Here is a 25,803-nt window from a genome sequence, read left to right as displayed (position 1 = left end):
CCCGTGGGTCAGCCCAGGTCGCGGGCCAGGGCCCGGCCCGCCGCGCGGCCGGAGAAAATGCAGCCGCCGAGGAAGGTCCCTTCGAGCGCGTTGTAGCCGTGGACACCGCCGCCGCCGAAGCCCGCGACCTCGCCCGCCGCGTAGAGACCGTCGAACACCGTGTCGTCCGGTCGGATGACCTGGGAGTCCAAATTGGTCTCCAGGCCGCCCAAAGTCTTGCGGGTCAACAGGTTCAGCCGGACCGCGATCATCGGGCCGTGCGCCGGGTCCTGCAGTTTGTGCGGTTTCGCGATCCGCATGACCTTGTCCGACAGGTACGTGCGGCCATTGCGGATCGCCATGATCTGCATGTCCTTGGAGAACGTGTTGTCGAGCTCGCGGTCGCGCGCGGCGACCTCACGCTCCACCTGGTCGAACGCCAGCGCCGGGCCCGCGCCGAGCGCGTTCATCCCGTCGACGAGGTCGCGCAGGTTGTCCCGGACGACGAAGTCCGCGCCCTTGTTCTTGAACGCCTCGACTGGCCCGGGGGCGCCCTTCTTGATCCGGCTCAGCAGCAGCCGCACGTCCTTGCCCGTGATGTCCGGATTCTGCTCGGAGCCCGACAGCGCGAACTCCTTCTCGATGATCGACTGGGTCAGGATGAACCACGTGTGGTCGTACCCGGTGCCCACGATGTGCTTGAGCGTGCCGAGGCTGTCGAACCCGGGGAACAGCGGCACCGGCAGCCGCTTGCCGGTCGCGTCGAGCCACAGCGACGACGGGCCGGGCAGGATCCGGATGCCGTGCGCGGGCCAGATCGGGTCCCAGTTCTGGATTCCCTCGGTGTAGTGCCACATCCGGTCGCGGTTGACGATGTTGCCGCCCGCCGCCTCGGTGATCTCCAGCATCCGCCCGTCGACGTGCGCGGGCACGCCGGAGATCATCTCCGGCACCCGGCCGAACCGCTCGACCGGCCAGTTCTTGCGCACCAGCTCGGGATTGCCGCCGATGCCGCCCGACGTCACCACGACCGCCTGCGCGCGCAGCTCGAAGTCGCCCACGCGCGCGCGGGACGACTTGACGCCGCGCGCGAGGTCGCTGGGTTCGAGGACCGTGCCGCGCACGCCGACCGCGGCGCCGCCCTCGATGATCAGGTCGTCGACCTGGTGGCGGTGCCTGAAGGTGACCAGGCCGCGTTCGGCCGCGGCGAGCACCGGCTCGGCGAACACCCGCACGACCTCCGGCCCGGTGCCCCAGGTCAGGTGGAAGCGGGGGACCGAGTTGCCGTGGCCCCAGGCCAAGCCGGAGCCGCGCTCGGCCCAGCCGACCGTCGCCATCACCCGCAGGCCGAGATTGCGCAGGTAGGAGCGCTTCTCCCCGGCGGCGAAGCCGACGTAGGCCTCGGCCCACTGGCGCGGCCAGTGGTCCTCGCGCTCGCGGTCGAAGCCCGCGCTGCCGAGCCAGTCCTGCAGGGCCAGCTCGTGGGAGTCCTTGATCCGCAGCCTGCGCTGCTCCGGGCTGTCCACCAGGAACAGGCCGCCCAGCGACCAGAACGCCTGGCCACCGAGGTTCGCCGCGCTCTCTTGGTCGACCACGACCACCCGCCGACCCGCCTGCACGAGTTCGTAGGTCGCCACCAGGCCCGCGAGCCCCGCTCCGACGACGATGACATCCGCGTCAGTCATGTTGCCCCTTCGCTGTATGCGCGTACGACGTTGATGAACAACTGCTGACGCGCGGCCCACACGGCCTTGTCGTCGGGTTCCATCAGGCACTGCACGGCGGTCCCGTCGTGCACGGCCACGAGTGCCATCCCCAGCGCCCGCCGGTCGGTGATCCGCAGTCCGGCGGCGCTCAGCGCGGACTCGAGGATCGGCATGATCGTCGCCATGATCGCCTCCTCGCGGGCCGCCACCACCCGACGCAGCGCGGGGTTGCGCAGGGCGTGCGCGGTGAACTCGGCGGTGACCCGGAACCAGGTGTCGTCCACGGGGATCACGGCCAGCACCCGCTCGATCGCCACGTCCAGCGACGACGACTCGGGGGCGTCGGTCAGCTCGTCGCGCAGGTCCGCCAGCATGCGTTCGGAACGCTGCTCCCACATGGCGAGGAACAGCTCGTCGAGCGAGGCGAAGTTCGAGTAGAACGCGCCGCGGGTGTACCCGGCGCGATCGCAGACCTGCTCCACGGTGGACGCGCCGAAACCCTGCTCGGCGAAGACCTCCAGGGCGGCGTCGAGCAGCCGCTGACGGGTCTCACCCCGGCGTTTGGTGACGCGCTTGGCATCCGGCACGGCGGCAGCGTACCCGGAATGGATACATTTCTGTATCCGATGCGAAGTTGTATCTATTGGAGCAGGTCGCGCACCTCGGTCAGGCGGGCGTCATTGGCGGCGTACCAGACCCAGTTGCCGCGCCGCTCCCGGTCGAGGAGCCCGGCGTCGGTGAGGATCCGCAGGTGGTGGGACACGGTGGGCTGGCTCAGGTCCAGAGCCTCGACCAGATCGCCCACGCACACCTCGCCCGCCGGCGCGGAGCGGATCAGGGAGAGCAGGCGCAGCCGCCCCGGGTCGGCGAGGGCCTTGAGCACGTTGGACAGTCGCTCGGCGTCCGGCTGGCCGAGGATCGCGTCGCCGATCGGGGCGCAGCACAACGGGTCGGAGGCGCACTCCGGGTCGCTCGGCGCTTTGAGGCGGCGCACTCTGGGGGCGGAGGTCACAGTGTCGACCCTACCCAGTCGATTGACACCGGTCGATCCTGCTGGTGAACTGCATCGACACTTATGGATCTGGCTCGGGAGCGGCATGTGGTGACGGCGGTACGGGAGTCAGTGGCGATTTCACTCGGGCGGCGGATCGCGGCCGAGGCCGTCGGGACCGGTGTCCTCGTCGCGGCGGTGGTCGGCTCCGGGATCATGGGCCAGGTCCTCGCGCCCGGGCAGGTGCTGCTGCAGCTGCTCTGCAACGCGTTCGCGACGGTCGCGGTCCTGGGTGTGCTGATCGCGCTGATGGGGTCGGTCTCCGGCGCCCACTTCAACCCGGCGGTCACCCTCGTCGACGCGTTCGCGGGCCGGATCACCTGGTCGGCGGCCTCGGCGTACATCGGGTCGCAGCTGCTCGGCGGGTGTCTGGGCACGATCCTGGCGCACGCCATGTTCGAGCAGCCGCTGGTCCAGTGGACCGGCAAGACGCGTGGGGGTGTCGGCCAGCTGATCGGCGAGGCGGTCGCCACGGCGGGTCTGCTGCTGGTGATCGCGATGCTGGTCCGGGCCGGTCGCGGAGCGCTCGCACCGGTCATGGTCCCGGCCTGGATCCTCGGCGCCTACTTCTTCACCTCGTCCACGTCCTTCGCGAACCCGGCCGTGACCGTCGGCCGGGCGCTGACCGGGTCCTTCGCCGGGATCGACCCGGCGTCGGTGCCGGCGTTCGTCGCCGCCCAGCTGGTCGGCGCCGCGATCGGGGTCGGCTTGGCCGCCCTGTTGCTGGGAAAGAAGTTGCTGGGAAAGAAGGAGTCTCCGTGAGCGGGCTGCCCGAACCTTCCGCGGAGGAGGTCCGGCACGAACTCGGCCGGATCACCGACGAGCTGACCGAGCGGTACACCGGGACCTTCGACCGCGACACCGTCTCGCGGTTCGTGTTGGGGTCCTATGACCTGCTCGCCGCGCAGGCGACCGTGCGCAACCACCTTGTCGCCCTCACCTCGCACTTCGCCAAGGACCGGCTCGCCGCGCGCGCCGAGAGCATCGGGTCCAGTTCAGTGCCGCAGGTGCTGTTCCTGTGCGTGCACAACGCGGGCCGCTCCCAGATGGCCGCCGCGCTGCTGCGCAAACACGCGCTGGGGCGGGTGTCGGTCCGCTCCGCCGGGTCGGCGCCGACCGGGCTGCTCGACGAGACCTGCGTCGCCGCGTTGGCCGAGATCGGCATCGAACTCACCGAGGCCTTCCCGAAGCCGCTGACCGACGAGATCGTGAACTCCGCCGACGTCGTGGTGTCCATGGGCTGCGGCGACACCTGCCCGGTGTATCCAGGAAAGAGCTACCTCGACTGGGACGTGCCCGACCCGGCCGGTCAGCCCATCGCCGTCGTGCGCCAGATCCGCGACGACCTCGACAAGCGTGTCCGACAACTCCTCGACGACCTCACCGGAGGCCCTGACTCATGACCACCCCTGAAGTGCTGTTCGTCTGCGTGCACAACGCCGGCCGCTCGCAGATGGCCGCCGCGCTGCTCACGCACTACGCGATGGGCCGCGTCGCGGTGCGCTCGGCGGGGTCCGAGCCCGCCGAGAAGGTCAACCCGGCGGCGGCGGCCGCGGTGGCCGAGTGGGGTCTCGACATCACCGCCGAGATCCCGTCCAAGCTGTCCACTGAGGACGTCGAGGCGTCCGACGTGGTGATCACCATGGGCTGTGGCGACACGTGCCCGGTGTTCCCCGGAAAGCGTTACCTGGACTGGCGGCTGGAAGACCCGGCGGGCCAGGGCATCGACGCCGTGCGCCCCATCCGCGACGACATCGACCGTCGCGTCCGCGGGCTCATCGCCGAACTGCTGGATCAGCCCAGCGCGTGACCCGTGGTGGCGTCGACATGGTCGGGGACCGCGTCATGGCGGTCCCCGACGGTCGACGTCCCGGTGGGCTCGAACATCAGGATCGACGCGCCGCCGGCGGACGAGGGACGGTGCTCGGTCCCGCGGGGCACGACGAACACCGATCCGCGCGGCAGGACGACTGACCGTTCGGCCGCGTCCTCCCGCAGGCTGATGGTCAGTTCGCCGTCGAGGACGAGGAAGAACTCATCGGTGTCGTCGTGGGCGTGCCAGACGTGGTCGCCGCGCACCTTGGCGACGCGGACGTCGTAGTCGTTCACCTGGGTGACGATGCGTGGGCTCCACAGCGCGTCGAAGCGGGCCAGTGCGGCGTCGAGATCGATGGGTTGACTCACCTCACCAGCTTTACCAGATCCGGCTGCCCGTTCGAGCGAACCTGACTGCCCTTGTGGGCGGTGGCCGTCACGATCATCGGCGACAATCCGACGGCGTGGTCAGGAGTGTCGAACGAAGGGCGATAGTCATGGCCACCGAATTCAAGTTCGTCGTCGACGGGATCGATCTCAGCGCGGAGCAGCGCGGCGCCATCGCGCAGGCGGTCGCGGCGGCGGGGACGGTCGCGCTGACCGAGAGCATCGGCCGGAAGGTGCCGTACTTCGAGGTGGGCGGGGTCAATCTGCGCAGGTGGGAGCTGATCGGCAAGTACCTGCTGGCGGGCGACCTCGCGGAGAAGCTCGGCGGGCAGGTCCAGGGTCTGATCGACGGCCGCTGAGATGGCCGATCACACGTGCCCGAGCTCGCACGCCGGTCCGGGCGCGGTGCTGCTCGGGGTGTTCGGGCCGGACGGGCGGGCGGTCTTCACCCCGTACGGGCCGAAGCTCACCCCGGAACTGCGTGACCAGCTCGCCGCGTCGACCGAGGGGGCGCTGGAGACGCGGTTCCGGTTCGCCGCGCCCTGCGCGCAGTCGGCCTGCGTGTTCTGGGACGGCTCCTGCCGGGCGGTCGACGCGGCGCATGAGGACTACGGCTCCGTGCCTGCCGAGGCACTGCCGGAATGCGGGATCCGTGACACGTGCCGCTGGTGGAGCCAAGAGGGACCGCGCGCCTGCGCGGTGTGTCCGCTGGTTCGTACGGCCGCGCCGCAGGTGATCGTGTGATGACGTCACCCGGGCGGGGTTGAGGTCGTCCCCTGAACGGCGCGTCGAGGACGGTCCACAGTGGACCGGACCCCGACGCGGAAAGAGGTGCCGTCGCTGAGGTCAGCGCTTGGGCATGTCACCCGTCCGGCGATCGTCGACGACGTCGAACTTCTCCACGCGACCCGCTCCTTGCTGACCACCGTGCGGTGCGGATATTCCCCAGTCGGGTCGTGCGCATTCGTGCGGGTCAGCGGGAGCGGTATTCGGCGGCGAGTCGCTTGGGCGCCTGAGTCAGCCAGGCCTCCACGGTCAACTCCTCGAGTTCCCCGACGGCGATCTTGTCGAGCCGCACGAGGATGGCGGCGTAGCCGTCGAAGTGGGGAGTGGTGAAGTAGACCTCGGGATCGTCCGCGATCAAGGCGGCCTTCACCCCGACATCGGCGACGGAGGCGGCCAGCACCGGCCCCTCCGGCGCGGATTCCCCGAGTGCCGCCAGGTCAGCGCGGCGCAGGGGGCGCTCCCAGACGAAGCCCTTCCCCTTGACCCGCCACTGGGTCGTGTCGCGGGACGACTCCTCGGTGGTCTCGGGCAGTGCCAGCGCTAACCGGCGGACGTCCTCCCAGGTGGCCATCCGTCGACTGTAGCGATCAGCCCGGTGGTTCGGCAGCCGCACAGGGGGACGTTGTCGGCGGGCTCCCCTTGAGGTGGAGCAGCGCTCACCGGAGGGAGCGCTGCCCCAAACCGAGAGCACTGCTCTCTGTTGTGAGCAGTGCTCTCGGTTGCGGCTACCGGTGGTTCCCTGCCTGGGCGGGAGCTCCGATGTCGACGAGTCCGGTCAAGGCCTGCGGCAATGGACCCTGGTGCAGCACGCCTAGGCGTTGGGTGGCGCGGGTCAGGGCGACGTAGAGTTCCGCCGCGCCGCGGGGGCCGGTGGTGAGGATCTGTTCCGGGTCCACCACCAGCACCGCGTCGAACTCCAGGCCTTTGGTCTCCGACGCCGTCACCGTGCCCGGCACACCCGGGGGTCCGATCACGACGCTGGTGCCCTCCCGGCCGGCCTCGTCGCGAACGAAGTCCTCGATGGCCGTGGCCAGTTCGCCCGAAGTGACCCGCCGGGACCATGGCTGGACGCCGCACGCGCGGACTGACTCCGGGGGCTGGACGCCGGGGGCGAACTCGGCGAGCACCGCCGCGGCGACGGTCATGATCTCCGCCGGGGTGCGGTAGTTCACCGTCAGCGACCGGTACACCCACCGGCCCGGCACATAGGGCTCCAGCATCGCGCCCCACGACGTCGCCCCGGCCACCGACCGGCGTTGGGCGAGATCGCCGACCACCGTGAAGGAACGACCCGGGCAGCGCCGCATCAGCACCCGCCAGTCCATTTCGGACAGCTCCTGCGCCTCATCGACCACGACGTGCCGGTAGGTCCAGTCCCGGTCCGCGGCGGCGCGTTCGACGAGGTCGCGGGTGTCGCGTTCGACGAAGCGGTCGGCCAAGTCCTCGCCGTAGAGCAGGTCCGTGGCGTACAGGTGGTCCTCGTCGTCCATCGAGTCCTGGCGGTCGACGAGGATGTCCATCACCCCGGCGGCGTACTCGGCCTCGGCCTTGCGCTCCCGCTCGGCGGCCTGCTCGACGGCCTTGTCCGCCGCCTTGTCTCGACCCAGCAGGTCGACCAGCTCGTCGAGCAGCGGCACGTCCGACACCGTCCAGGCCGCACCATCCGCCCGTAGCAGCGCTTGGTCGGCGCCGGCCGCGCGCAGGCGTTCCGGTGACGTGTACAGGGGCGCCAGCAAGGACTCCGGCGTCAGGATCGGCCAGAGTTCGTCGAGCGCCGCGGCGAACTGCTCGTCCTCCGCCAGCTCCTTGAGCAGGTCCGCCCGCATCTCCTCCCAGGCTTCGCGGTCCGACCGGGTCAGCCAGCCCCGGCCGATCCGGGCGATCGCCCGTTCGGTGAGGACATACGTGACGATCTCGGTGAACACCGCGCGCGCCTCGTTGTGCGGCAGCCCGCTCGCCCGCGCCTCATCTCTGGCCCACTCCGCGGTCGCGGCGTCGATCCGCACCGGGACGTCGTTCAGCTGGATCGGCAGCGGCTCCTCCGGCAGCCGCTGCCGGTCGGCGACCGCCGCCGCCAGCACGTCGAGGATCTTCAGGGAACCCTTGAGCCGCGCGGCTTCCGGGGTGTCTTCGGCGGTGACGCGCAGACCGGGCACGAGGTCACCCTGGGTCATGAACACCACGTCGGACTCGCCCAGCGACGGCAGGACGCGGCCGATGTGGTTCAGGAACGCCGGGTTGGGTCCGACCACGAGCACGCCGTGGCGTTCCATCCGTTCCCGCTGCGTGTACAGCAGGTACGCGACGCGGTGCAGCGCCACCACGGTCTTGCCGGTGCCCGGGCCACCCTCGATCACCAGCACCCCTGGGTGGTCGAGCCGGATGATCTGGTCCTGCTCGGCCTGGATGGTCGCCACGATGTCGCGCATGCCCTCGCCGCGCGGCGCGTTGACCGCCGCGAGCAGCGCCGCGTCCCCTTGCGCTTCACCACTGGGGCGGCCGAGCACCTCGTCGGTGAAATCGACCACGTGCCGTCCGCGGGTGTGGAACTGGCGCCGCCTGCGCATGTTCTCCGGGCTCGCGCCGGTGGCGACATAGAACGCCCGCGACGCCGGGGCCCGCCAATCCAGCAACACCGGCTCGTACTCGTTCTCCTCGTCGAAAAGGCCGATCCGGCCGATGTATGAATGCTCGCCGGAAAGGCTGTCCAACCGGCCGAAACACAGCCCGTTGTCGGCCACGTCCAGCCGCTTTCCCTCCTTGGCCAGCGCGCGCACCTCGGCGTCGCGTTCCATGGGTGTCCCGCCGGTTCCCCGCAACGCCGAGTTGTACGCAGCCTGCACCCGGGCGCGCTCGGCGTCGAGCCGCGTGTAGAGCCCGGCCACGTAGCTTCGCTCGGACCGCAATTCGTCGTCGTACCCCTGAGCTGACACATGTTCTCGGCTGACTCGGCTGACCGTGTCAAGCAGCAGCGTCGCCGCCACGCTCGCCCCATCGGCGCGGATCCAGCCGGCCACAGCGGTCGCCTGCGCGCGGGTCTCGGGGGCCAGCGCCGTCCTGAGCGCGGCCGACAGGGACTCGGTGGTCAAGGTCGGACCGTCGTGCGCCGCGCCGATGCCCAGGTCGGCGACCCGACTCGCCCAGTACGGCTGGTCTCCCATCTGCGGCACCACCACCTGAGGCACGCCTACCCGCGTGGCCGTCGTCGTCGTGCCCGCGCCGCCGTGGTGCACGACCGCGGCCACCCGGGTGAACAGCGCCTGGTGGTTGACCTCGCCGACCCCGAAGCAGTCGCCCTGGTCATCGATCAGGCCCAGATCGGCCCAGCCCCGCGACACGAGTACGCGGCGGCCCTGCGCGCGGACCGCCTCGATGGCCGCCAAAGCGACGTCCGAGCCGCGCATGGGCATGCTGCCGAAGCCCACGTACACCGGTGGTGCCCCGGCGTCCAGGAACGCCTCCAGGTCGGCCGGGAGTGGGCGTGCGTCCGGCAGGATCCACGCGCCCGTCTGCACGACGTCGAGATCCGCGGGCATCAGCCACGGGTCCAGGGCCGGGTCCGTCGCCAGCCACGGGCGGTCGGTGATGACGTAGTCGCGGAGGTTGTCCACCGGTGGCAGGCCGTGCGCCGCCCGGTGGGTGTTGAGCGCCGCGCCGAACAGCGCTTGGATGCTCTGGGCGTCGTGGTCCCACAGCACCCGGTTGTCCGTCTCCCCCAGGGGAAACGGGTGGCCCGGGTACGCCGGCGGCGCGTGGTGCGGCGACGGCAGGGTGAGCTGCTGGAAGCTCGCGTACACGTAGTGGATGCCCAGCTTCTCGGCCACCGACCGCGCCGCCGCCACCGCGGGCATCACCCCGGTCGCCACCAGCACGTCACATCCCCGCGCTGCCTCGGTGACCTTGTCGAACTGCGCCGCGATCACCTCCGCCGCGCGCTGGGGCAGGCCGCCGGCCGACGGCGGTGTCGGCGCGTTCACCATCGCGCGCAGCGACTGGCCGACCGGCACCAGCGGCACGCCGACAGCGGCGAACCGCTCCGCGAAGTCCGGCGGCGCGCAGACCCGCACCTGCGCGCCGAGTTCCCGCACCCGCACCGCGAGAGCCACCAGCGGCTCGATACCCCCGCGCGAGTCGTACCCCGACAACAAAACACGCATTCCGTCCCACTCATTTCCTCAGGTCCCAGCTACGGCTGGGAATTCTGCGGCACGACCGGGGTCTTGCCGCAAGCCCCCCGATGCGTTATAAGTTGAGGTGGAAGGAAGTGGGTACGCCTTCTTTCCGCTGTGGACGGCACTCGACCGTCAGCCCTTGGTGAGGATGGCCTCCAGTGCGACGGCGAACTCGGCGGGCTTCTCCAGGTGCGGGCTGTGGCCGCAGTCCGCGATGACGACCTCCTCGTAGGTCCCGCCGTCGGCTGAGTACCGGTCCAGCACCGCCCGGGTCTGGGCGACCATCGGCTGCGGCGGGTGCGTTTCCTCGCCCGGCCACCCCGGGATCGCCCCCAACGCGCCCAGGTAGGCGAGATCGAACATCGACGTGTCCGACACGATCTGGTCGTCGGCGCCACGGACCCACAGGACCGGGGGTTTCGGGGTGACGCTGTGCAGGTCGTCGATTCGGAAGTGCTGCGGGGCCATCGCGTTCAGGACGCCGCGGGTGCCCGGGCCCGCGCCCGGCCAGGCCTCGCACGTGGTCGCGTCGCCAGGGTAGTGGTCGGCGCCGGTTCGGGTGGACAGCATCGATGCCACGTAGATGTCGGTGTGGTCGGGTTCGAACATCGGCTTCACGTAGAAGTTGCGCAGGATCTGCCGCGGCGAGAAGGGCGAGTCCGCCGACGTGTCGCCTTCGGCCAGGCGTCGCACGAACTCCGGGTTCGCCCCGCCCGCGCCGGAGCCGACTCCACCCGCGTCGGTCAGTTCACCGTCGACTCCCTTGGTCGCGCCGAAACCGAAGGGCGACACCGGGTTGACGAGCGTGAGCGTGCGGACCGCCGCGGGCCGGTCGCGCAGCACCCGCATCGCCACGCCGCCGCCCATGCTCCAGCCCACCAGGTGCGCCGAGTCGATGCCCAGCGCCGAGAGCAGGGCCAGCACGTCGTCGGCGTAGTCGCTCAGGCCGCGGGTGGCGTCGACCGGTTCCGGGTCGGTGTCGCCGAAACCGCGCAGGTCCAAGGCGATCGGCCGCAGGTGTTCCGACAGGCCCAGCATCGTGGTCTGCCAGAACAGGCTCGATGAGACGTTGCCGTGCAGGAACACCACGGGGTCGCCGTCGCGGTCGGCCAGTTCGAGCACGTTCACGGTCAGCCGGCCGGTGGGCACCCGCCGCGCGGTGATTCCGTCGAGCAGCATGTCAGTCCTTTCAGGACAGCCAGGTCGCGACCTGGGACATCGTCGCCGACGCCCAGCCGAGCTGGAGGTGGTTGGCCGAACTCACTGTCGTGGTCGCGCCGACGGTCGTGACACCCGTGGTGTCCAGGGCACTGGCGATGAACACGACGCCGTCGCTCGGGCCGCGCGTCTCGTTCCAGATGCCCGCGATGTTCGCCGCGCCGCCCGCCAGCAGGTACACCGGGACCGCGCTCGGGGTGGGCGAGCCCTGGATGGTCGCGATCAGCGACCCCGCGTCGACCGCGGCCTGGATGCCGGGACCCGCGGTGTAGACGCCTTGGCCGCCGTAGTACGTCGTGTACCAGTCCTGTGTGGACGTGTTCACCCCGTAGGTTCCGTCCCACCGCTTGAGCATCTGCCGCTGCCCCGGGTAGGCGTCCCAGCCCGCGGTCGGCGTGATCGACAGTTCGGGGTGGTAGGTGTACTGCCCGTAGCAGGTCATCCGGGTGTGCGGGCTCGGCGCGTTGACCTTGCCGCCGCATTCGGGCCAGATGGAGAAGTCATGCGCCCAGCCGTGGGCGAAGGGGTAGTCGTAGCCGCCGTTCGGGCCGCCGAGGGTGAGCAGCCTGCGCACGTCGCCGGCGTAGGTCCGGCCCCACGCCGGACGCACCGACGAGACGTACATGCGGGCCGACATCATGCCCTTGCTCCAGCCGACCACGTCGACCTTGGCCACCCCGAGCCGTGACTTGATCACCGCGATCGCGTCGCCGACCTGCTGCGCGTGCTGGCGGTTGTCGCCCTGCTTGTGCGCGAAGCCGATCGCGAACACCCGGTGCCCTTGTGCGCTCAGGTGCTGCATCATCCCGGTCGACGGGCAGGTCATCGAGCCGCAGCCGAAACCGCCCGACTCGTTGGGGTTGGCCCACGCCCGGTCCGGGTTGTCGTTGGCGCCGTGGACAAGCAGCACCGGCGTGGTCTTCGCGCCGGTCGACCACCCGGGCGCGGAGTAGAGCAGGAACCGGCTCGACGACGGCCGGGCGACGCCGCCGAAGAACGTCTTGCGCTGCCCGTCCTGGTCGCCGCGCCCATCCGGCGGGTACTGCTCGTCGACGAAGCCCGCGGTGCTGTCGCGGTAGCGGTCGACCTTCTCCCAGCCGTTGGCGACAGTGGTGTAGGTGGCTTCTTTGGTCAGGTACAAGGGATCTGCGGCGGCGGTGCTCACGGGGGTGAGCACCGCGACTAACGCCGCGACAGCGAGGATCGCGCGCATCGATGGTCTCCGGGGGTCAGGGGACGAGTTCGGCGGCGACGGCGTGGGCGCCGTCCGCGCTGAACAGGATCGTGTAGTGGTTGGTCCCGGCGATCGTCCGAACGCGCACGCGGTCGGCGAACTCCTCGGGGTGCGGGTAGAGCGGGACGGGTTCGTCGAGCAGTCCGCGCTCGGCCCGCAGGAACACGGTGCCCGCCGGGACGGCGTCGAACGCGGGAGATTTTGTGTGCAGGTCGCGGAAGTCGGCCCGCACGGCGTCGGCGTTCACCCGGCTGCGCAGGTTCGGGGGCGTGCCGGTCAGATCATAGTCCACATAGGACTCGATAGCGGGGGTCCACTCGGTGAAAGCCGGGTGCCCGCGCCAGAAGTCGCGGTACTCCTCGATCGACGTGAACCGCATCGACAGCCGGTGGATCGCCGGACCCAGGAGGGTCTCGATGCCTGCTTCGATTTCCATGCCGATCTCGGGCAGGGGAGCGCCGCCGTCGACGAGGACCAGGTCGTGCACCCGCGACGGGTGTCGGTGGGCGAGGGTGGCCGCGACGAACCCGCCCATCGAGTGACCGACAACCGTGGCCCGCTCGATGCCCAACGCGTCCAGCACGGCGACGCAGTCCTCGGCGTGGGCGGCCAACCCGAACGGGCCGGGCAGGCCGGCGCTGCCACCCCGGCCGCGCAGGTCCGGCGCGATGATCCGACCCTGGTGCAGCCGGGCCACCTCGGCCCACGCCAGGTGCGACGCGGTGATGCCGTGGATCGCGAGCACGGGACGACCGCCCTCGCCCCAGGTCGCCACGGTCAGGTCGCCACCCGACACGGGCACTCGGGACAGCTTCGGCATACGACCTCCCGAGTCGGCGGGCCACCACTGCGTGGCCCAGTAGGCGAACCCTGCCTCCGGTCGGCCCCGCGGTCAATGTGTCGGGTCGACATGATGATCACGTCGGTATGGCGGACTCTCACATGCCGTGGACTGGCCACGGCGTCAGTGAGCGATGTGCCTGATCACCGAGTCGACCAGCATGAACACCGCGACGCCGAACAGCAGGACCGCGAACACCCTGCGCAGGGTCGTCTCCGACACCTTGGCGGACAAGCGTTTGCCGTCCCACGCGCCGAGGAGCGCGGCGCCGGCGAACGGGCCGAGCACCGCCCAGTCGAGGTCGGGCGCGGTGGTGCTCAGCCGCGTTGCCAAGGCGGCGGCGGAGTTGACGGCGATGACGAACAGGCTGGTGGCGACGGCCGCGCGCATCCGCAGCCGCATGACGGTGACCAGGGTGGGGACGGCGAGGAAGCCGCCGCCGACGCCGAGAAGTCCGGTGATCGCGCCCAGCCCACTGCCGGACAGCATGGCCCGACCGGTACCCGGCCGCTGTTCGACAGCGGTGGCCGTGGTGGTGATCGCGGTGCCGCCGACTGCGTCGGCCGCCGTTCGGCTCATCCCGCCAAGCAAGGCCGGCGTCTCGTCGTCGGGAACGGCGCGGACGAGGGCGAAGGCCGCGGCGGCGGCGATCATGGCGAAGATCCCGGTCAGGACCGACCGGGGGAGGTGCTCGGCCAGCGCCGCCGCCCCGACCGCCGGAAGCAGGCCCGCGGCGGCGAAGACGGCGCCGGTGCGCCAGTGCACGTTGCGCGCGTGCCGGGCCAGGGCTGTCACCGACGTGACGGAGACGACGAGCAGGCTCGCGGTGGCCGCGCCGGCCGGGTCCAAGCCGAGCAGGTAGATCAGCACAGGAACGCCCAGCACCCCGCCGCCACCGCCCAGCGCGCCGAGTGCGATCCCGATGACCGCGCCCGCGGTCAACGCGAGCAGCACCGTGTTCACACCGTCTCCACCCGCGCGTCCAGCCAGGCGGTGAAGCCGCCCGCCAGGTCCGCCACGTCGGTGAAGCCGTGGGCCCGCAACACCGACGCGGCGACCGACGAGCGGAAACCGCCCGCGCAGTACACGACGGTGGGCTCGGCGGGGTCCAGTTCGTCGAGCCGCTTGAGCAGTTCGGGAAGCGGGATGTGCAGCGCGCCCGGGATGGTTCCGGCCGATTCGACCTCGCCCGCCGCGCGCACGTCGACCAGGCGCGCGGTGGTGCGTGCGACGTCCGACGCGCTCAGCCGGCGGGTGGTCACGTCGCCGGGCTGGTCCCACCGGCCGAGCACGCGGTCGAACCCGATGCGGGCCAGCCGGTTGCGGGCTTCCTCGGCGCGTCCCGGCTCACAGACCAGCACGATTGGCGCGTCGAAGCGCAGGACCTGGCCGGTCAGGTCGGCGAACCGGCCGTCGAGGCCGACGTTGATCGCGCCGGCGACGTGGCCGCGGGCGAAGTCGTCCGGGTTTCGGGTGTCGAGCACGGTGACGCCGTCGAGGCGGTCGACGACCGGGACCGGCAGGCTCTCGTCGAACGTGGGCCGGTTCTCGCGGTTGCGGTGCGAGGCGAAGGCGAAGTACATCGGCGCGATGCTCTGCCCGTCGCACACGGCGTGCACGAACTCGTCCTCGCTCATCGGCGCCAGCGCGTAGTTCGCCGTTCGCTGCTCGCCGATGGTGCTGCTCGTGTCGGTGGACAGGCTCTTTCCGCACGCCGAGCCCGCGCCGTGCGCGGGGAACACCCGGGTCGCGTCGGGCAGCGTCAGCAGGCGCTCGCGGGTCGAGCGGAACAGGGCGCGGGCCAGGTCCTCGGCCGACCAGCCGTTGGCGCCGAGCAGGTCGGGTCGGCCGACGTCGCCGATGAACAGCGTGTCACCGGTCAGCACGCCGTAGGGCGGCTTGTCGGGGTGCTCGCGGATGACCACGCAGATCGACTCCGGGGTGTGCCCGGGGGTGTGCATGATCTCAAGGTCGACCCCGCCGAGCGAGACCCGCGCGCCGTCGTCGAGCGGCTCGATCGGGAAGTCGACCTGGGCCGCCGAGCCGTACGAGATCCGCGCGCCCGTGGCCTCGGCGAGCTCCAGGTGCCCCGACAGGAAGTCGGCGTGCACGTGGGTCTCGATCACCCGCTCGATCCGCAGGCCCGCGTCCCGGGCCGCGTCGAGGTATCCGCCGATGTCGCGTTGCGGGTCGACCACGACGGCGCGACCGGTGTGTCGGTCGCCCACGAGGTAGGACGCGTGGGAGAGGCAGTCGAGGTAGAACTGCTGGAAGACGAGCCTGGTCAACTCGCGCCCCCTTAAATGTCGGTACATATGACATTAAGGCTGGCGAGCGGCCGGGACAAGTCGCCCCGGCCGCGCGCGCAGGATTGAAGAGGGCTCGAAACGTGCACTCACCTGCCTGAACTGCGAACTCGCTTGCCTGAACTGCGAACTCACTGTCGGGAACGGGCGACTCGCGGGTTAGGCGAGTTTGGTGAGTTTGCCCAGTTTGGTCAGGAGGTTGTTGGGGAGGGAGAGGCGGATGACCTTGCCCCACGCCGAGGCGACCTGCTTGGGCAGTGAGCCGGTGACGTAGGTCAGGCCGTAGCGCTCGAACAGTTCCTGGACCTTCGGGGCGATCTCCTGGTACCGGTTGCTCGGCAGGTCCGGGAACAGGTGGTGCTCGATCTGGTACGACAGGTTGCCGGTCATCAGGTGCAGCAGCGGGCTGCCGGAGATGTTGGCCGAGCCGAGCATCTGCCGCAGGTACCACTCGCCGCGGGATTCCCCGTCGATGGACTTCTTCGAGAAGGTCTGGACGCCCTCGGGGAAGTGGCCGCACATGATGACCGAGTGGGTCCACAGATTGCGGATCAGGTTCGCGGTGAGGTTCGCCGTGAGGGTGGTGACCGCAGACGGGCCGGACAGCAACGGGTGGATGACGTAGTCCTTGGTCATCTGCCCGCGGATCTTGTGCAGCGCATGCTTCAGCCGGGCCTGGAAGTCCGGGTTGTTGCGGCGCCGCTTGTGCAGGTTCTTGCCCAGCTCCAAGTCATAGGCGGCGATGCCGTACTCGAAGATGCACGCGTTGACGAAGTTCCACAGCGGCTGGCCCAGGTAGATCGGGTGCCACTTCTGGTCCTCGTCGACCCGCATGATGCCGTAGCCGAGGTCGTTGTCCTTGCCGATGACGTTGGTGTACGTGTGGTGCAGCTCGTTGTGCGAGTGCTTCCACTGCGCCGACGGGGAGGCGTTGTCCCACTCCCAGGTGGTCGAGTGGATCTTCGGGTCACGCATCCAGTCCCACTGGCCGTGCATGACGTTGTGGCCGATCTCCATGTTCTCCAGGATCTTCGCGATCCCCAGGCCGGCGGTGCCGACCAGCCACGCGGGCGGGAACAGGGAGAACAGCAGGATGCCGCGGCTGGTGAGCTCCAGCTTGCGCTGGGCGTCGATCACCTTGCGGATGTACGCCGCGTCCCGCTCGCCGCGCGAGTCGAGGATCTGCTGGCGGATGGCGTCGAGTTCCTTGCCGAGCAGCTCGATGTCCTCGGCGCTCAGGTGGTCGACGGGGCCGCGGCTGGTGGCCGTGAGTGCGGTCATGGCGGTGTTCCTCTACAGCTCGATTGTGCAGTCGCCCGCGGCGGCCGTGACGCAGGTCTGGATGCGGACGCCGTCCCCGGGGGCGGCGGTGGTGAGCGCGCCGTTGCGCAGGTCGCGCACCGCGCCTTCGCGCAGCGGCACGACGCAGCCGAAGCAGATGCCCATGCGGCAGCCGGATGGCATCAGGACGCCGGCGGCCTCGCCCGCGTCGAGCAGCGGGCCGGTGCCGTCTGTGGCAACCACGGTGTTGGAGTTGGCGAAGGTGACCGTGCCGCCGTCGCCGGTGACGAGGACGGTCGGGCGGAAACGCTCGGTGCGCAGGGTCAGGTCGCGCTCGGTGTAGTGCGCCTGCAGCGCGTCGAGCAGGCCGGTGGGGCCACACGCCCAGGTCTCGCGCTCGGCGAAGTCCGGGACGAGCTTTCCCAGGTCGGCGACGTCGAGCATGCCGTCGGTGTCGGTGTGCAGTTCGATCAGCGTGATCCGGCCGCGCAAAGCACGCAGCTCGCTGGCGAAGATCACGTCATCCGCCGTCGGCGCCGAATGCAGCAGCACAATGTCGCCCAGGTCGCGCTGGTCGCCGAGGGCGGAGCGGAGCATGCCCATCACCGGGGTGATGCCGCTGCCCGCGGTGACGAACAGGACCTTCTCCGGCCGCACGGTCGGCAGCACGAAGTCGCCGGTGGCCTGGTCGAGCTGGATGACCGTGCCAGGCCGCGCGCGCCGGACGAGGTGGTTGCTGACCACGCCGTCCGGGATCGCCTTCACCGTGACGGTGATGCGGCCGTCCATGCGGTCCGCCGGGGAGGTCAGCGAGTAAGCCCGCCACTGGCGCACGCCGTCGACGTCGACGCCGATGCGCACGTACTGGCCGGGGGTGTGCGGCCGCCAGCCGCGACCGGGGCGGATGACCAAGGTGACCGCGTCGCGCGTCTCGGGACGCAGCTCTTCGATGCGTCCGCGCAGGTCAGCGCCCGCGCGCAGCGGGTTCAGGATGTCGAGGTAGTCGCTGGGCACCAGCGGGGTCGTCGCCAGTTCGGCGAGTCGCAGCAGCCGGTCGCGCAGTCGCGGCACGGTCGAGGTCATACTTCAATATTGCTGGCCCGTACGGCGTAAAGTCCTGACCAGTAGGTGTGAATCGGGCGCGGGAAACTATTCCCTGCGAACAAAGAGGTGTGCATGCCGCAAGGGCCACGTGAGGTGTCCGACCTCGAACTGTCCGCCGGGGCCGAGGCCGTCCTGCGCGCGCGGCTGACGTCGATCGCCGAGCTGACGGTGGCGGCGATCATCGTCGAGGTGCCCAGCTACACCGGGGCGCTCAGCGGCAAGATGGGCGCGAACATCGAGAAGGCCGTCCACCTCGCCCTCGGCCGGTTCCTCGACCTGGCGTCGCGGACCAAAGGGGACGACCCGAGCACCCCGATGGGACCCGCGGTCGACGCGGCCCGCGACCTCGGGCGCGGCGAGGCGCGCAGCGGCCGGTCCATGGAGGCACTGCTCGCCGCGTACCGGGTCGGGGCTCGGGTGTCGTGGCGTGAGCTCGCCGCCGCCGCGCTGGAGGGCGGTCTCGACGCGGAGGCGCTGGCCCAGTTCGCGGAGCTGGTGTTCGCCTACATCGATGAGCTGTCCGCCGCCAGCGTCGCCGGGCACGCCGACGAACTGGCCACCACCGGCCGGGTCCGGCAGCGGCACCTGGAACGGCTCAGCCACGCCCTGCTGACCGGGGCGCCCGCCGACGCCGTCCTGGCCGCCGCCGAGCGCGCCGACTGGCCGCCGCCGCGAACCCTCACCGCGGTGCTGGTGCCTGTCGACCAGCAGCGCTTGGCCTTGACCCCACTCGACGCGCGGACGCTGCAGCCCGCCGAGGACGTCCCCGGTCTGGAGGACGAGGTCGGCGCCCTGCTGGTCCCCGACGCGACCCGGTCCACCCTGCTGCGCGCGCTCCGGCGGACGGATGCTTTCGTCGGGCCGACCTGCGAATGGCTCCAAGTGCGCACGTCCTACGACCGCGCCCTGCGCGCCTGGCGTCTCGGTTTGGCGGGCGACACCGACGCGCACCTGGCGGAGCTGGTGGTGCGGGCCGACGAAGGCGCGCTGGAGGACCTACGGGCCCGCGTCCTCGCCCCGATCCGCGCGCTGCGGCCGACCACGGCGGAGAAGCTGACCGACACCTTGCGGTCGTGGCTGCTGCACCACGGGCGGCGGGAGGACATCGCCGCCGACCTGTTCGTCCACGCGCAGACCGTGCGGTACCGCATGGGCCAACTCCGCGAACTCTACGGCGAAAAACTCGACGACCCCCGCACGGTCCTGGAGCTGACTCTCGCGTTGGCCGCGCGCTGAGTCACTGGGCTCCAGCCACGTAAACCCAGCGGCCGTCTTCGCGGGTGAAGGTGCTGTTCTCGTGCTGGACGCCCGTGCTTCGGCCCTCGCGGTAGTGGGCGCGGAACTCGACGGTTCCGTCGGTATCGAACGGGCCGCCGCGGGTCTTGCCGATGATCTCCAGGGCGGTCCAGCGCTGCCCCGGGTCGAGATCGACCTCTCGCGGGCGCGTCGAGGAATGCCAGGAGGACAACAGGTATGCCTCGTCGCCCACGGCGAAGGCGCTGAAGCGGGAGCGCATCAGCTGTTCGGCGGTCGCGGCTTTGGCCTCGCCGGAGTGCAGCCTGCCGCAGCAGTCGTCGAGGGTTTCCCCGGTTCCGCAGGGGCAGCGGGTCACCGCGGCCGCCAACGCTTCCACAGCGCCGTCGCGGCGGCGCGGGTCTTGCCGTCCCAGGTCAGCTCGACCTCCACGGTCATCTCCGTCTCTGCCGCCTCGATCACTGTGGCGCGAAGCCCCACCGTCTCGTGCAGGGGAGCGGGCCGCAGGTAGCGCACCGACAGCCCGGAGGTCACATAGGACAGCGCGGCCCCGGGCAGCGGCGGCCAGCCCCGCCGGTCCGCTTCCAACATCACCGCCGCCGCCGAGTGGCAGTCCAGCACGGTGCCGATGATGCCGCCGTTGAGGTAGCCGAGCCCGTTGTCGTGCTCGGGCCACGGCGTGAACTCGGCGGTCACGAACCCGTCGGCGGGGTAGCTGCGCAGCTTGAGGCCCTTGTCGTTGCCGTGCCCGCAGCCGAAGCACGGCAGGTCGGGATACAGCCGCTCCTGAATGCTGATCCCCAAGTCGTCACGCTGCGTCATGGCCTTCTCCGCTCGTCCCGGTCCGGCCCATTCTTTCTCACGGGGTCGGGACCGGCGCCGTCGACCGCTCCACTTCGGATCGGGTGAGGCGGTGTACGTAGGCGGCGCAGGCGATTCCGATCACGGTCAGCGCCAGCCAGGGCAGGGCGGGCATCCCGGCGGTGCGGGCCAGGTCCAACGCCGTGCCGGTGCACAGGTTGCCGAGCAGGATGCCGACGCCGACGACAGTGTTGTACAGGCCGTAATGGGTCGCGACTAGGTGGTCGCCGGACAGGCGGACGACCGTGTCCATCTCGAACGGGAACACCACCGCCGTGCCCAGCGCCAGCAGGATCGCGCTTGTCAGCAGCGCGGCCACCGTGGGGGCGGCGCCCGCGCCCGAGGTTAGAGCGAGCGGGAGGAAAGCGGCGCTCATCATGGCCAGGCCCGCGACAAGGCTGCCGCCTGGACCGAACTTGCGCTTGAACAGCGCCGTCACCCGCAGCTGACCCGCCACCGCCAGCCCCGCGGACACCGCGAACAACGCGGTCACCACGGCGGTTCCGGCCGGGCCGGGGCCCATCACCCGCCGGGCTTCCAGCGGCAGCGCCAGGTACACCTGGAACGACAGGACATACGAGCCGACCATCGCCAGGGAGAACAGCAGGAACGGGCGGTTCGCCAGGATCTCCCGCCACACCCTGGTCACCCGGACATCCGAGCGTGGCGGCGCTTCCTGCTGGGGCAGGGACCGGACCTGCAGGACCGTCAGCACCGCGAAGACCCCGGCCGCCACCAGGCACGTCAGCCGGAAGTCGAGCGCGGTGAGGCCGAGGCCGACGACCGGGCCGAGCAGGATTCCCGCCTGATAGAAGACGTTGAACAACGCGAACGCCTCGACCCGTCGCGGCCCCGCGTCGCGCGCGACGTAGGCACGCACAGCCGGGTTGAACAGCGCCCCCGCGAAACCGGTGGCGGCCGAGGCGATGATCAACGCCGGAACCGTGTCGACAACGCCCAGGAGGGTGAAACCCGCTGTGCGCAACGCACATCCGGCGACGATGAGCGGTTTGCAGCCGAACCGGTCGGCGAGCGTGCCGCCGATCAGGAACATCCCCTGCTGGGCGAAGTTGCGCACCCCGAGGATCAGGCCGACGAGCCACCCGGCGAGCGCGAGTTCGCCCGACAGGTGCATCGCCAGGTACGGCATCAGCATGTAGAAGCCCAAATTGATGGTGAACTGGTTGAGCACCATCAGCCGGACCGGCCTGTCGAACGACCGGTATTCCCGCAGCACGCCGGTCATGCGCCCGCCGCCTCGGGCGCGTGCACGGACGTGCAGCGGGTCCAGCGGGTGACGACCCGCTCCGACGGACTGGCGATCACGTCCGGTTCGGCGGGTGTGGGGGAGCCGAGAAGGTCGTGTGCGGCGCAGTAATCGTCGTTGTAGACGGTGTCGAAGTAGCGGTGCGGGCCGTCGGGGAACACCGCGACGATCCGGGTGTGCGGGTCGTGCGTGCGGGCCGCCCAGCCCGCCACCAGCGCGACCGCGCCGACGCTCCAGCCGCCGCCCGCGTGGTGGGTCGAAGCCAAGGCGCGGCACGACTTGACCGCCTCCGCGGGGGCGACCCAGTGCACCTCGTCGAACGCCGCGTAGTCGACGTTGCGCGGGTGGATGCTCGACCCCAGGCCGCGCATGAGCCGGGTTCCCGCGGGTTGGCCGAAGATCGTCGACCCGACCGTGTCGACGCCGATGAGCCGCAGGTGCGGGAAGTACTCGCGCAGCACCTTCGCGATCCCCGCCGAGTGCCCGCCCGTGCCGACCGAGCACACCAGCACATTGATGCGGCCGAGTTGGGCGAGCAGCTCCAAGGCGAGCGGCGCGTAGGCGGCTACGTTGTCCGGGTTGTTGTACTGGTCCGGGCAATAGCTGCCGGGGACCGCGTCGAGGATGGCGCGCACCCGCTGCCTGCGCGCCTGCTGCCACCCGCCCTTCGGGTGCGGCTCGGTCACCGTCTCCACCCGGGCGCCGTACGCGCTCAGCAGCCGGTGCATCATCGGCTCCATCCCCGGGTCGGACACGAGGGTGACCGGGTGCCCGTGCACGATCCCGGCCAGCGCGAGGCCGAGCCCGAGGGTGCCGCTGGTGGATTCGACGATCGTCGCCCCGGGCGCGAGATCGCCGCGCGCCCGGGCCTGGGTCACCATGTGCAGGGCCGGGCGATCCTTGATCCCACCGGGGTTGCGGCCTTCGAGCTTCGCCCAGAAACCCCGGCCCGCGGGGCAGAGCGGGCGGTCGATCCAGAGCACGGGCGTGTTGCCCACCGCGTTGGCGACGGTCAGGCAGGTCGCCGCCGCGGGATTGACGTGTTGGGCCGTGTTCGCGTGCGCACGCAGAATGTCAGTCATCGAGTTCTCGATTCGCGAAGTGTCCTCAGCAAGGGCCATGACCGGCCGGATCACCTGCCACGTGCGCAACTGCGTGGCGGGACCGGGCCGGGGGCGCTGTCAGGACCTGGCGACCGAGATTTCGACGAGTAACGCGCGACCCGAAGGCCTGGGTAATGGCACGCAGGGGACGTCTGTGTCCCCGGGTTCGGCGAGCGGGGTCGAGAACACCGTGACCGCGGGCTCACTCTGGTGCACTCCGGGGGCACTCACCGGATCGGGCACATGCTGCTCGTGCGCGGCAACGCCGCAGCCGTCGATGTGCTGCTCGGCGGCGACGGGTGCGACCCCGATGGTGTCCTGGTGCGGCGGACAGAGGGCGACCGCGAGGACGAGCAACGACGAGATCAGCATCGCCACGCCCGACCACAGACCACGCCGCGGCGGGCGAGTCGGCTGCATCCCCATGATCTCGAAACTAGCAGCGATGGTCGATCACCGTTCGCCGTGTGGCCCACATCTCGGGGCTCGGGCCCGATGTGAATTTCCCAGCCGCCCCGACGGCTACGTACGCGCGAGATAGGTGCCGAAATACGTAACCTCACCAATTCACTGTCCGGGTGGGACAGTCGATGCCGGGACCATGGACACCACACCGATCGCCACTATCTCCGCTGGGCTGGCCGCCACGCTCGACATGGAGGACCGCGCCGAGGAACGCGGCACCCTGTCGCCACACGACCGGATCACTTGTGGGCCGCACCGGCGGTGGGTCCATCAGTGCGTTTCCTCGCCGTGGCACGCCATCGCGGTGACCGGGCATCGGTGGTGCCGTGAGTGCGGGCGAACCACCCAAACGGGCCATTGGGTTCGGCCCCTTGCGTTTCAGTGGGGGCGGGCGGTCCTCCGGTGCTAGGTGAGTGCCGTCCGGATTGCGGTGGTGAAACGGTCGGGGTGATAACGCCGCGGGTCTGTCAGGACCAGGCGGGCGGCCATTTCGAACAAGGTCACCACGGTGTGCGCGACGATCTCTGGGTCGAGGTCGGTTTTATTCGCCGGAAGCAGTTCGCTTGCCAACTTCTCGGTGCGCTTGAGCACTCTTCCCCTGGCCTCTTCGCGGACCGCATGGAATTGCGCCGGCATATCGGCCATCGGCATCACGATGCACGCCCAACGGTCCGGGGCCTCGCGAACCGCGGTTAAAAACTCCGAGAGGATGTGGGCGATCTGATCGCCGGGGTCGGTGTTCGCCGGGTCCGGGCGGATAGCCGCCAGTTGGGCCAAGCCCTGTCCCTGTTCGCGGCGCAGCAGGGTGTCCAGTAGTTCGGCGCGGTTGCCGAAGACGCCGTAGACGACTGGTTTCGTGACCCCGGCCTGCTCCGCCACCGCGTCCATGGTGACCGCCGTGTGCCCTGCCGTCACCACCAAACGCAGGGCGGCGTCGAGGAGTTCCGATCGGCGTTGTTCGACGGGGACGCGAGCGGCGTACACGCGCCGCTTGCGTTTGGCCGTCACTTCGCGTCCGGTCGTCACCCGCACATTATTACGCGTCGGTAGTAATCGTGCGGCCCCAGGCGGCGAGGGTGAACTGGGGGATGTCGATGAACGTCGGGTCGGCGAGCAGGGTGTGGAACTCGTCGAGGTCGGTTTGGGTGATCTTGCCGCTCGCCAGCAAACCGGGGGCGGCCTGGTCGATCAGCGGGCGCCAGCGGTCGCGCTCCAGGTTGCCCATGCAGGCGAGCCTGCCGGTGAAGTCGATCGACGACAGGCCCGCGCCTGCCAGCAGCGACGGCAGTCCGCGCGCCCAGGTGAGGTCGGCGCCGTGGCCCGCCATGACCTCGCGGTAGGCGTCCATGATCCGGGTCATCACCGGGAACGGGGACGTTTCACCGGGGAGTTGGTACGGGTCGGTCACGACCAGCCAGCCGCGCGGATTGAGCCACGACGCCGCCCGCCGGACGACCTCGTCGCGCTCGGGCAGGTGGCACAGCGTGAACCGGGCGTGCACCAGGTCGAACCGGCCGGGGGAGAAATCCGCGTCGGTGATGTCGGCCTCGACCACCTCGTAGCGGTCCGGGGCGAGGTAGCGGGAGTCGATGTCGACCGCGACGACCCGGCCGTCGGGGCAGCGCTCCGCCAGCCAGTCGGCGATGGAGCCCGCACCCGCCCCGAGTTCCAGGCAGTCCCAGTCCTTGTCGACTCCCAACTCGTCGAGGATGCCGGTCGTGAAGCCGTCCACAGAGGACTGGATTGAGCCGAGCCTGCCGCGTTCGCCGGGGGAGTCCTTGCTCAGCACACTGTCGCGGTACCCGCCGCTCACGCGGACTCCTCCGCCGCCGACTTCGCCCCGGCGAACTCCAGCGCACCGGGCGAGCGCCAGGCCTGCGACAGCAGTTCGAGGAAGGCCAGTTCGCCGGTCCACTGGTCGTCGCTGCCTTGGCGCTGCGACGCTGTGGCGTCGGCGTCCGGTCGCGGCTCGACGCCCCGCGCCTTGGCCTGCTGCGCCGCCACCAGCCAGCGCGCGGTGGCGCGCGCCTCGACGGTGTCGGGGTTCGGGTCGGCGGCCAGCGCGTGGGCCTTCGCCGCGTCGACGGTGTCCTGGTCGACGTAGTCGCGCAGGATCAGCAGCGCGTCGCGGATCTCGATGACGCGACGGTAGAGGCGCATGTCGATGGAGGCGAAACGGGCCTTCGGGTCGGGCATCCGCACGTGCGGGACGGCCTCGACCAGGTCCTGCCACAGCGGTTCGAGCGCGCGCAGGACCCGCAGGTCGCGCGCCAGGCGCCAGACGTGGGCGACGACCGGCACCGTCACCCCGGCCACCATCAACCAGGCGGTGATGCCGATGTTCAGCGAGAACGAGGAGCCCAGCCACGGGTTGTGCGTCAGCAGGTAGCCCAGGACCACGAACGACCAGAAGATCGTCGACGACGCGAAACCGGCCGCGAGGAGCAGCAGACCGGCGCGCAGGGCGCGGGTGCTCGCCTGGCGCGCGTAGCGGGCGCACAGCACCGCGCACGGCAGCACGGCGACGACGTGCGCGACACACAGCAGCCACCAGAACGGGCTGTACCAGGGGACCGCGATGGAGGTGACGCAGCCCGCGGCGGGCACTGGGCCGGTGTTGAGCCAGATCAGCGCGACGCACACGGCCGCCGCCGACCCGTAGACGAGCAGCGGCCTGCGGCGCGAGATGGCCGCCAGCACGAAGTCGAGGATGAACGCGGAGCTGATGACGCCCCAGATGTTCATCGCGATGCCACAGCTTGTTCCGAGCACGTAGGTCTCGTTGAGCACCTTGGTGATCGGGTCGAGGTAGACGGTGATCGACCCGGCCAGACCGGCGATCGCGATCAGCAGCCGCCGTTGCGGCCGGGAACGCATCGCGCCGGGCATGCGCAGGGCGAGGGCGATCCACAGCGCGATCGCGCCGTACATGACAAGGGCGGTGCCGAACTGCTTGAGCAGGGCCGGTGTCAT

Annotated in this window: 27 protein-coding genes and 1 pseudogene; 6 read left to right on the top strand and 22 right to left on the bottom strand. The window is 70.5% G+C overall.

Annotated elements, in window-relative coordinates; genetic code table 11:
• Positions 1-8: 8 nt before the first annotated feature.
• The 3 genes from ACUZ2Y_RS08635 to ACUZ2Y_RS08625 are packed head-to-tail and all read right to left on the bottom strand — an operon-like array spanning position 9 to position 2,697.
• Positions 9-1,664: an FAD-binding dehydrogenase gene (locus ACUZ2Y_RS08635; RefSeq protein WP_476328671.1), complete on the bottom strand. Its 1,656-nt coding sequence runs from the start codon at positions 1,662-1,664 to the stop codon at positions 9-11.
• Positions 1,661-2,272, bottom strand: coding sequence for a TetR/AcrR family transcriptional regulator (locus ACUZ2Y_RS08630; RefSeq protein ID WP_476328669.1), 612 nt, complete (start codon positions 2,270-2,272; stop codon positions 1,661-1,663). Before ACUZ2Y_RS08630 ends, ACUZ2Y_RS08635 begins: the two co-directional genes overlap by 4 nt.
• Before the next feature lie 53 nt (positions 2,273-2,325).
• Entirely contained in the window at positions 2,326-2,697 is a 372-nt protein-coding gene (locus ACUZ2Y_RS08625) for an ArsR/SmtB family transcription factor (RefSeq protein ID WP_476328667.1), read from the bottom strand.
• A 111-nt stretch (positions 2,698-2,808) separates the two neighbouring features.
• Here ACUZ2Y_RS08625 and ACUZ2Y_RS08620 point away from each other — a divergent pair, with 111 nt between their 5' ends.
• From ACUZ2Y_RS08620 to ACUZ2Y_RS08610, 3 genes are read left to right on the top strand one after another with little or no spacing between them, the layout of a single operon-like run.
• Positions 2,809-3,498, top strand: a complete 690-nt coding sequence (locus ACUZ2Y_RS08620; RefSeq protein WP_476328665.1) for an aquaporin — start codon at positions 2,809-2,811, stop codon at positions 3,496-3,498.
• Positions 3,495-4,139, top strand: a complete 645-nt coding sequence (locus ACUZ2Y_RS08615) for an arsenate reductase ArsC (protein WP_476328663.1) — start codon at positions 3,495-3,497, stop codon at positions 4,137-4,139. The genes ACUZ2Y_RS08620 and ACUZ2Y_RS08615 overlap by 4 nt, the downstream gene beginning before the upstream one ends.
• Positions 4,136-4,546 carry an arsenate reductase ArsC gene (locus ACUZ2Y_RS08610; protein WP_476328661.1) on the top strand — a complete coding sequence of 137 codons (411 nt, stop codon included), beginning with the start codon at positions 4,136-4,138 and terminating at the stop codon, positions 4,544-4,546. The genes ACUZ2Y_RS08615 and ACUZ2Y_RS08610 overlap by 4 nt, the downstream gene beginning before the upstream one ends.
• On the opposite strand, the gene ACUZ2Y_RS08605 is transcribed toward ACUZ2Y_RS08610, so the two are convergent.
• Positions 4,531-4,920, bottom strand: a complete 390-nt coding sequence (locus ACUZ2Y_RS08605; protein WP_476328659.1) for a cupin domain-containing protein — start codon at positions 4,918-4,920, stop codon at positions 4,531-4,533. The genes ACUZ2Y_RS08610 and ACUZ2Y_RS08605 overlap by 16 nt on opposite strands.
• A gap of 128 nt (positions 4,921-5,048) precedes the next feature.
• Between ACUZ2Y_RS08605 and ACUZ2Y_RS08600 the strand changes: the two genes are divergently transcribed.
• Both ACUZ2Y_RS08600 and ACUZ2Y_RS08595 read left to right on the top strand, forming a co-directional pair.
• Complete coding sequence (locus tag ACUZ2Y_RS08600; RefSeq protein WP_476328657.1) at positions 5,049-5,297, top strand: hypothetical protein; 249 nt, start codon at positions 5,049-5,051, stop codon at positions 5,295-5,297.
• A 1-nt stretch (position 5,298) separates the two neighbouring features.
• Positions 5,299-5,682, top strand: coding sequence for a hypothetical protein (locus ACUZ2Y_RS08595; RefSeq protein WP_476328655.1), 384 nt, complete (start codon positions 5,299-5,301; stop codon positions 5,680-5,682).
• Between the two features lie 229 nt (positions 5,683-5,911).
• On the opposite strand, the gene ACUZ2Y_RS08590 is transcribed toward ACUZ2Y_RS08595, so the two are convergent.
• From ACUZ2Y_RS08590 to ACUZ2Y_RS08545, 10 genes and pseudogenes are all read right to left on the bottom strand, one after another.
• Positions 5,912-6,295 (bottom strand): MmcQ/YjbR family DNA-binding protein, encoded by a 384-nt coding sequence (locus tag ACUZ2Y_RS08590; RefSeq protein WP_476328654.1) that lies wholly within the window; start codon positions 6,293-6,295, stop codon positions 5,912-5,914.
• A 154-nt stretch (positions 6,296-6,449) separates the two neighbouring features.
• The gene (gene helR / locus ACUZ2Y_RS08585; RefSeq protein WP_476331675.1) at positions 6,450-8,657 is read right to left on the bottom strand and encodes an RNA polymerase recycling motor ATPase HelR; all 2,208 of its coding nucleotides are present in this window, start codon (positions 8,655-8,657) and stop codon (positions 6,450-6,452) included.
• A 96-nt stretch (positions 8,658-8,753) separates the two neighbouring features.
• A pseudogene (locus ACUZ2Y_RS08580) lies at positions 8,754-9,260 on the bottom strand (glycosyltransferase); the annotation flags it as partial.
• A 768-nt stretch (positions 9,261-10,028) separates the two neighbouring features.
• Positions 10,029-11,075, bottom strand: coding sequence for an alpha/beta fold hydrolase (locus ACUZ2Y_RS08575; RefSeq protein WP_476328652.1), 1,047 nt, complete (start codon positions 11,073-11,075; stop codon positions 10,029-10,031).
• Positions 11,076-11,085: 10 nt separating this feature from the next.
• Positions 11,086-12,327, bottom strand: coding sequence for an esterase/lipase family protein (locus ACUZ2Y_RS08570; protein WP_476328650.1), 1,242 nt, complete (start codon positions 12,325-12,327; stop codon positions 11,086-11,088).
• 16 nt (positions 12,328-12,343) lie between these two features.
• Positions 12,344-13,168: an alpha/beta fold hydrolase gene (locus tag ACUZ2Y_RS08565; RefSeq protein ID WP_476328648.1), complete on the bottom strand. Its 825-nt coding sequence runs from the start codon at positions 13,166-13,168 to the stop codon at positions 12,344-12,346.
• Positions 13,169-13,312: 144 nt separating this feature from the next.
• Complete coding sequence (locus ACUZ2Y_RS08560; protein ID WP_476328646.1) at positions 13,313-14,152, bottom strand: sulfite exporter TauE/SafE family protein; 840 nt, start codon at positions 14,150-14,152, stop codon at positions 13,313-13,315.
• Positions 14,149-15,477: an MBL fold metallo-hydrolase gene (locus ACUZ2Y_RS08555; RefSeq protein WP_476328644.1), complete on the bottom strand. Its 1,329-nt coding sequence runs from the start codon at positions 15,475-15,477 to the stop codon at positions 14,149-14,151. The genes ACUZ2Y_RS08560 and ACUZ2Y_RS08555 overlap by 4 nt, the downstream gene beginning before the upstream one ends.
• 177 nt (positions 15,478-15,654) lie before the next feature.
• Positions 15,655-16,776, bottom strand: a complete 1,122-nt coding sequence (locus tag ACUZ2Y_RS08550; RefSeq protein ID WP_476328642.1) for a fatty acid desaturase family protein — start codon at positions 16,774-16,776, stop codon at positions 15,655-15,657.
• A 12-nt stretch (positions 16,777-16,788) separates the two neighbouring features.
• The gene (locus tag ACUZ2Y_RS08545) at positions 16,789-17,859 is read right to left on the bottom strand and encodes a ferredoxin reductase (RefSeq protein ID WP_476328640.1); all 1,071 of its coding nucleotides are present in this window, start codon (positions 17,857-17,859) and stop codon (positions 16,789-16,791) included.
• Positions 17,860-17,952: 93 nt separating this feature from the next.
• Here ACUZ2Y_RS08545 and ACUZ2Y_RS08540 point away from each other — a divergent pair, with 93 nt between their 5' ends.
• Positions 17,953-19,116, top strand: a complete 1,164-nt coding sequence (locus tag ACUZ2Y_RS08540; protein WP_476328638.1) for a PucR family transcriptional regulator — start codon at positions 17,953-17,955, stop codon at positions 19,114-19,116.
• A gap of 1 nt (position 19,117) precedes the next feature.
• On the opposite strand, the gene ACUZ2Y_RS08535 is transcribed toward ACUZ2Y_RS08540, so the two are convergent.
• The 8 genes from ACUZ2Y_RS08535 to ACUZ2Y_RS08500 all read right to left on the bottom strand — a co-directional run bounded on the left by ACUZ2Y_RS08535 (position 19,118) and on the right by ACUZ2Y_RS08500 (position 25,803).
• Positions 19,118-19,492 (bottom strand): YchJ family protein, encoded by a 375-nt coding sequence (locus ACUZ2Y_RS08535; RefSeq protein WP_476328636.1) that lies wholly within the window; start codon positions 19,490-19,492, stop codon positions 19,118-19,120.
• Positions 19,489-19,956, bottom strand: a complete 468-nt coding sequence (locus tag ACUZ2Y_RS08530) for a PaaI family thioesterase (RefSeq protein WP_476328634.1) — start codon at positions 19,954-19,956, stop codon at positions 19,489-19,491. The genes ACUZ2Y_RS08535 and ACUZ2Y_RS08530 overlap by 4 nt, the downstream gene beginning before the upstream one ends.
• 37 nt (positions 19,957-19,993) lie before the next feature.
• Positions 19,994-21,241, bottom strand: a complete 1,248-nt coding sequence (locus ACUZ2Y_RS08525) for an MDR family MFS transporter (protein ID WP_476328632.1) — start codon at positions 21,239-21,241, stop codon at positions 19,994-19,996.
• Positions 21,238-22,344, bottom strand: coding sequence for a PLP-dependent cysteine synthase family protein (locus tag ACUZ2Y_RS08520; RefSeq protein ID WP_476328630.1), 1,107 nt, complete (start codon positions 22,342-22,344; stop codon positions 21,238-21,240). Before ACUZ2Y_RS08520 ends, ACUZ2Y_RS08525 begins: the two co-directional genes overlap by 4 nt.
• 99 nt (positions 22,345-22,443) lie before the next feature.
• Positions 22,444-22,791, bottom strand: a complete 348-nt coding sequence (locus tag ACUZ2Y_RS08515; RefSeq protein WP_476328628.1) for a hypothetical protein — start codon at positions 22,789-22,791, stop codon at positions 22,444-22,446.
• Between the two features lie 444 nt (positions 22,792-23,235).
• The gene (locus ACUZ2Y_RS08510) at positions 23,236-23,856 is read right to left on the bottom strand and encodes a TetR/AcrR family transcriptional regulator (protein WP_476328626.1); all 621 of its coding nucleotides are present in this window, start codon (positions 23,854-23,856) and stop codon (positions 23,236-23,238) included.
• A gap of 10 nt (positions 23,857-23,866) precedes the next feature.
• Positions 23,867-24,643 carry a methyltransferase domain-containing protein gene (locus ACUZ2Y_RS08505; RefSeq protein WP_476328624.1) on the bottom strand — a complete coding sequence of 259 codons (777 nt, stop codon included), beginning with the start codon at positions 24,641-24,643 and terminating at the stop codon, positions 23,867-23,869.
• Entirely contained in the window at positions 24,640-25,803 is a 1,164-nt protein-coding gene (locus ACUZ2Y_RS08500; RefSeq protein ID WP_476328622.1) for an MAB_1171c family putative transporter, read from the bottom strand. The genes ACUZ2Y_RS08505 and ACUZ2Y_RS08500 overlap by 4 nt, the downstream gene beginning before the upstream one ends.

The organism is Actinokineospora sp. UV203 (assembly GCF_056323665.1).
This window is presented reverse-complemented; position numbering and strand designations above follow the sequence as displayed.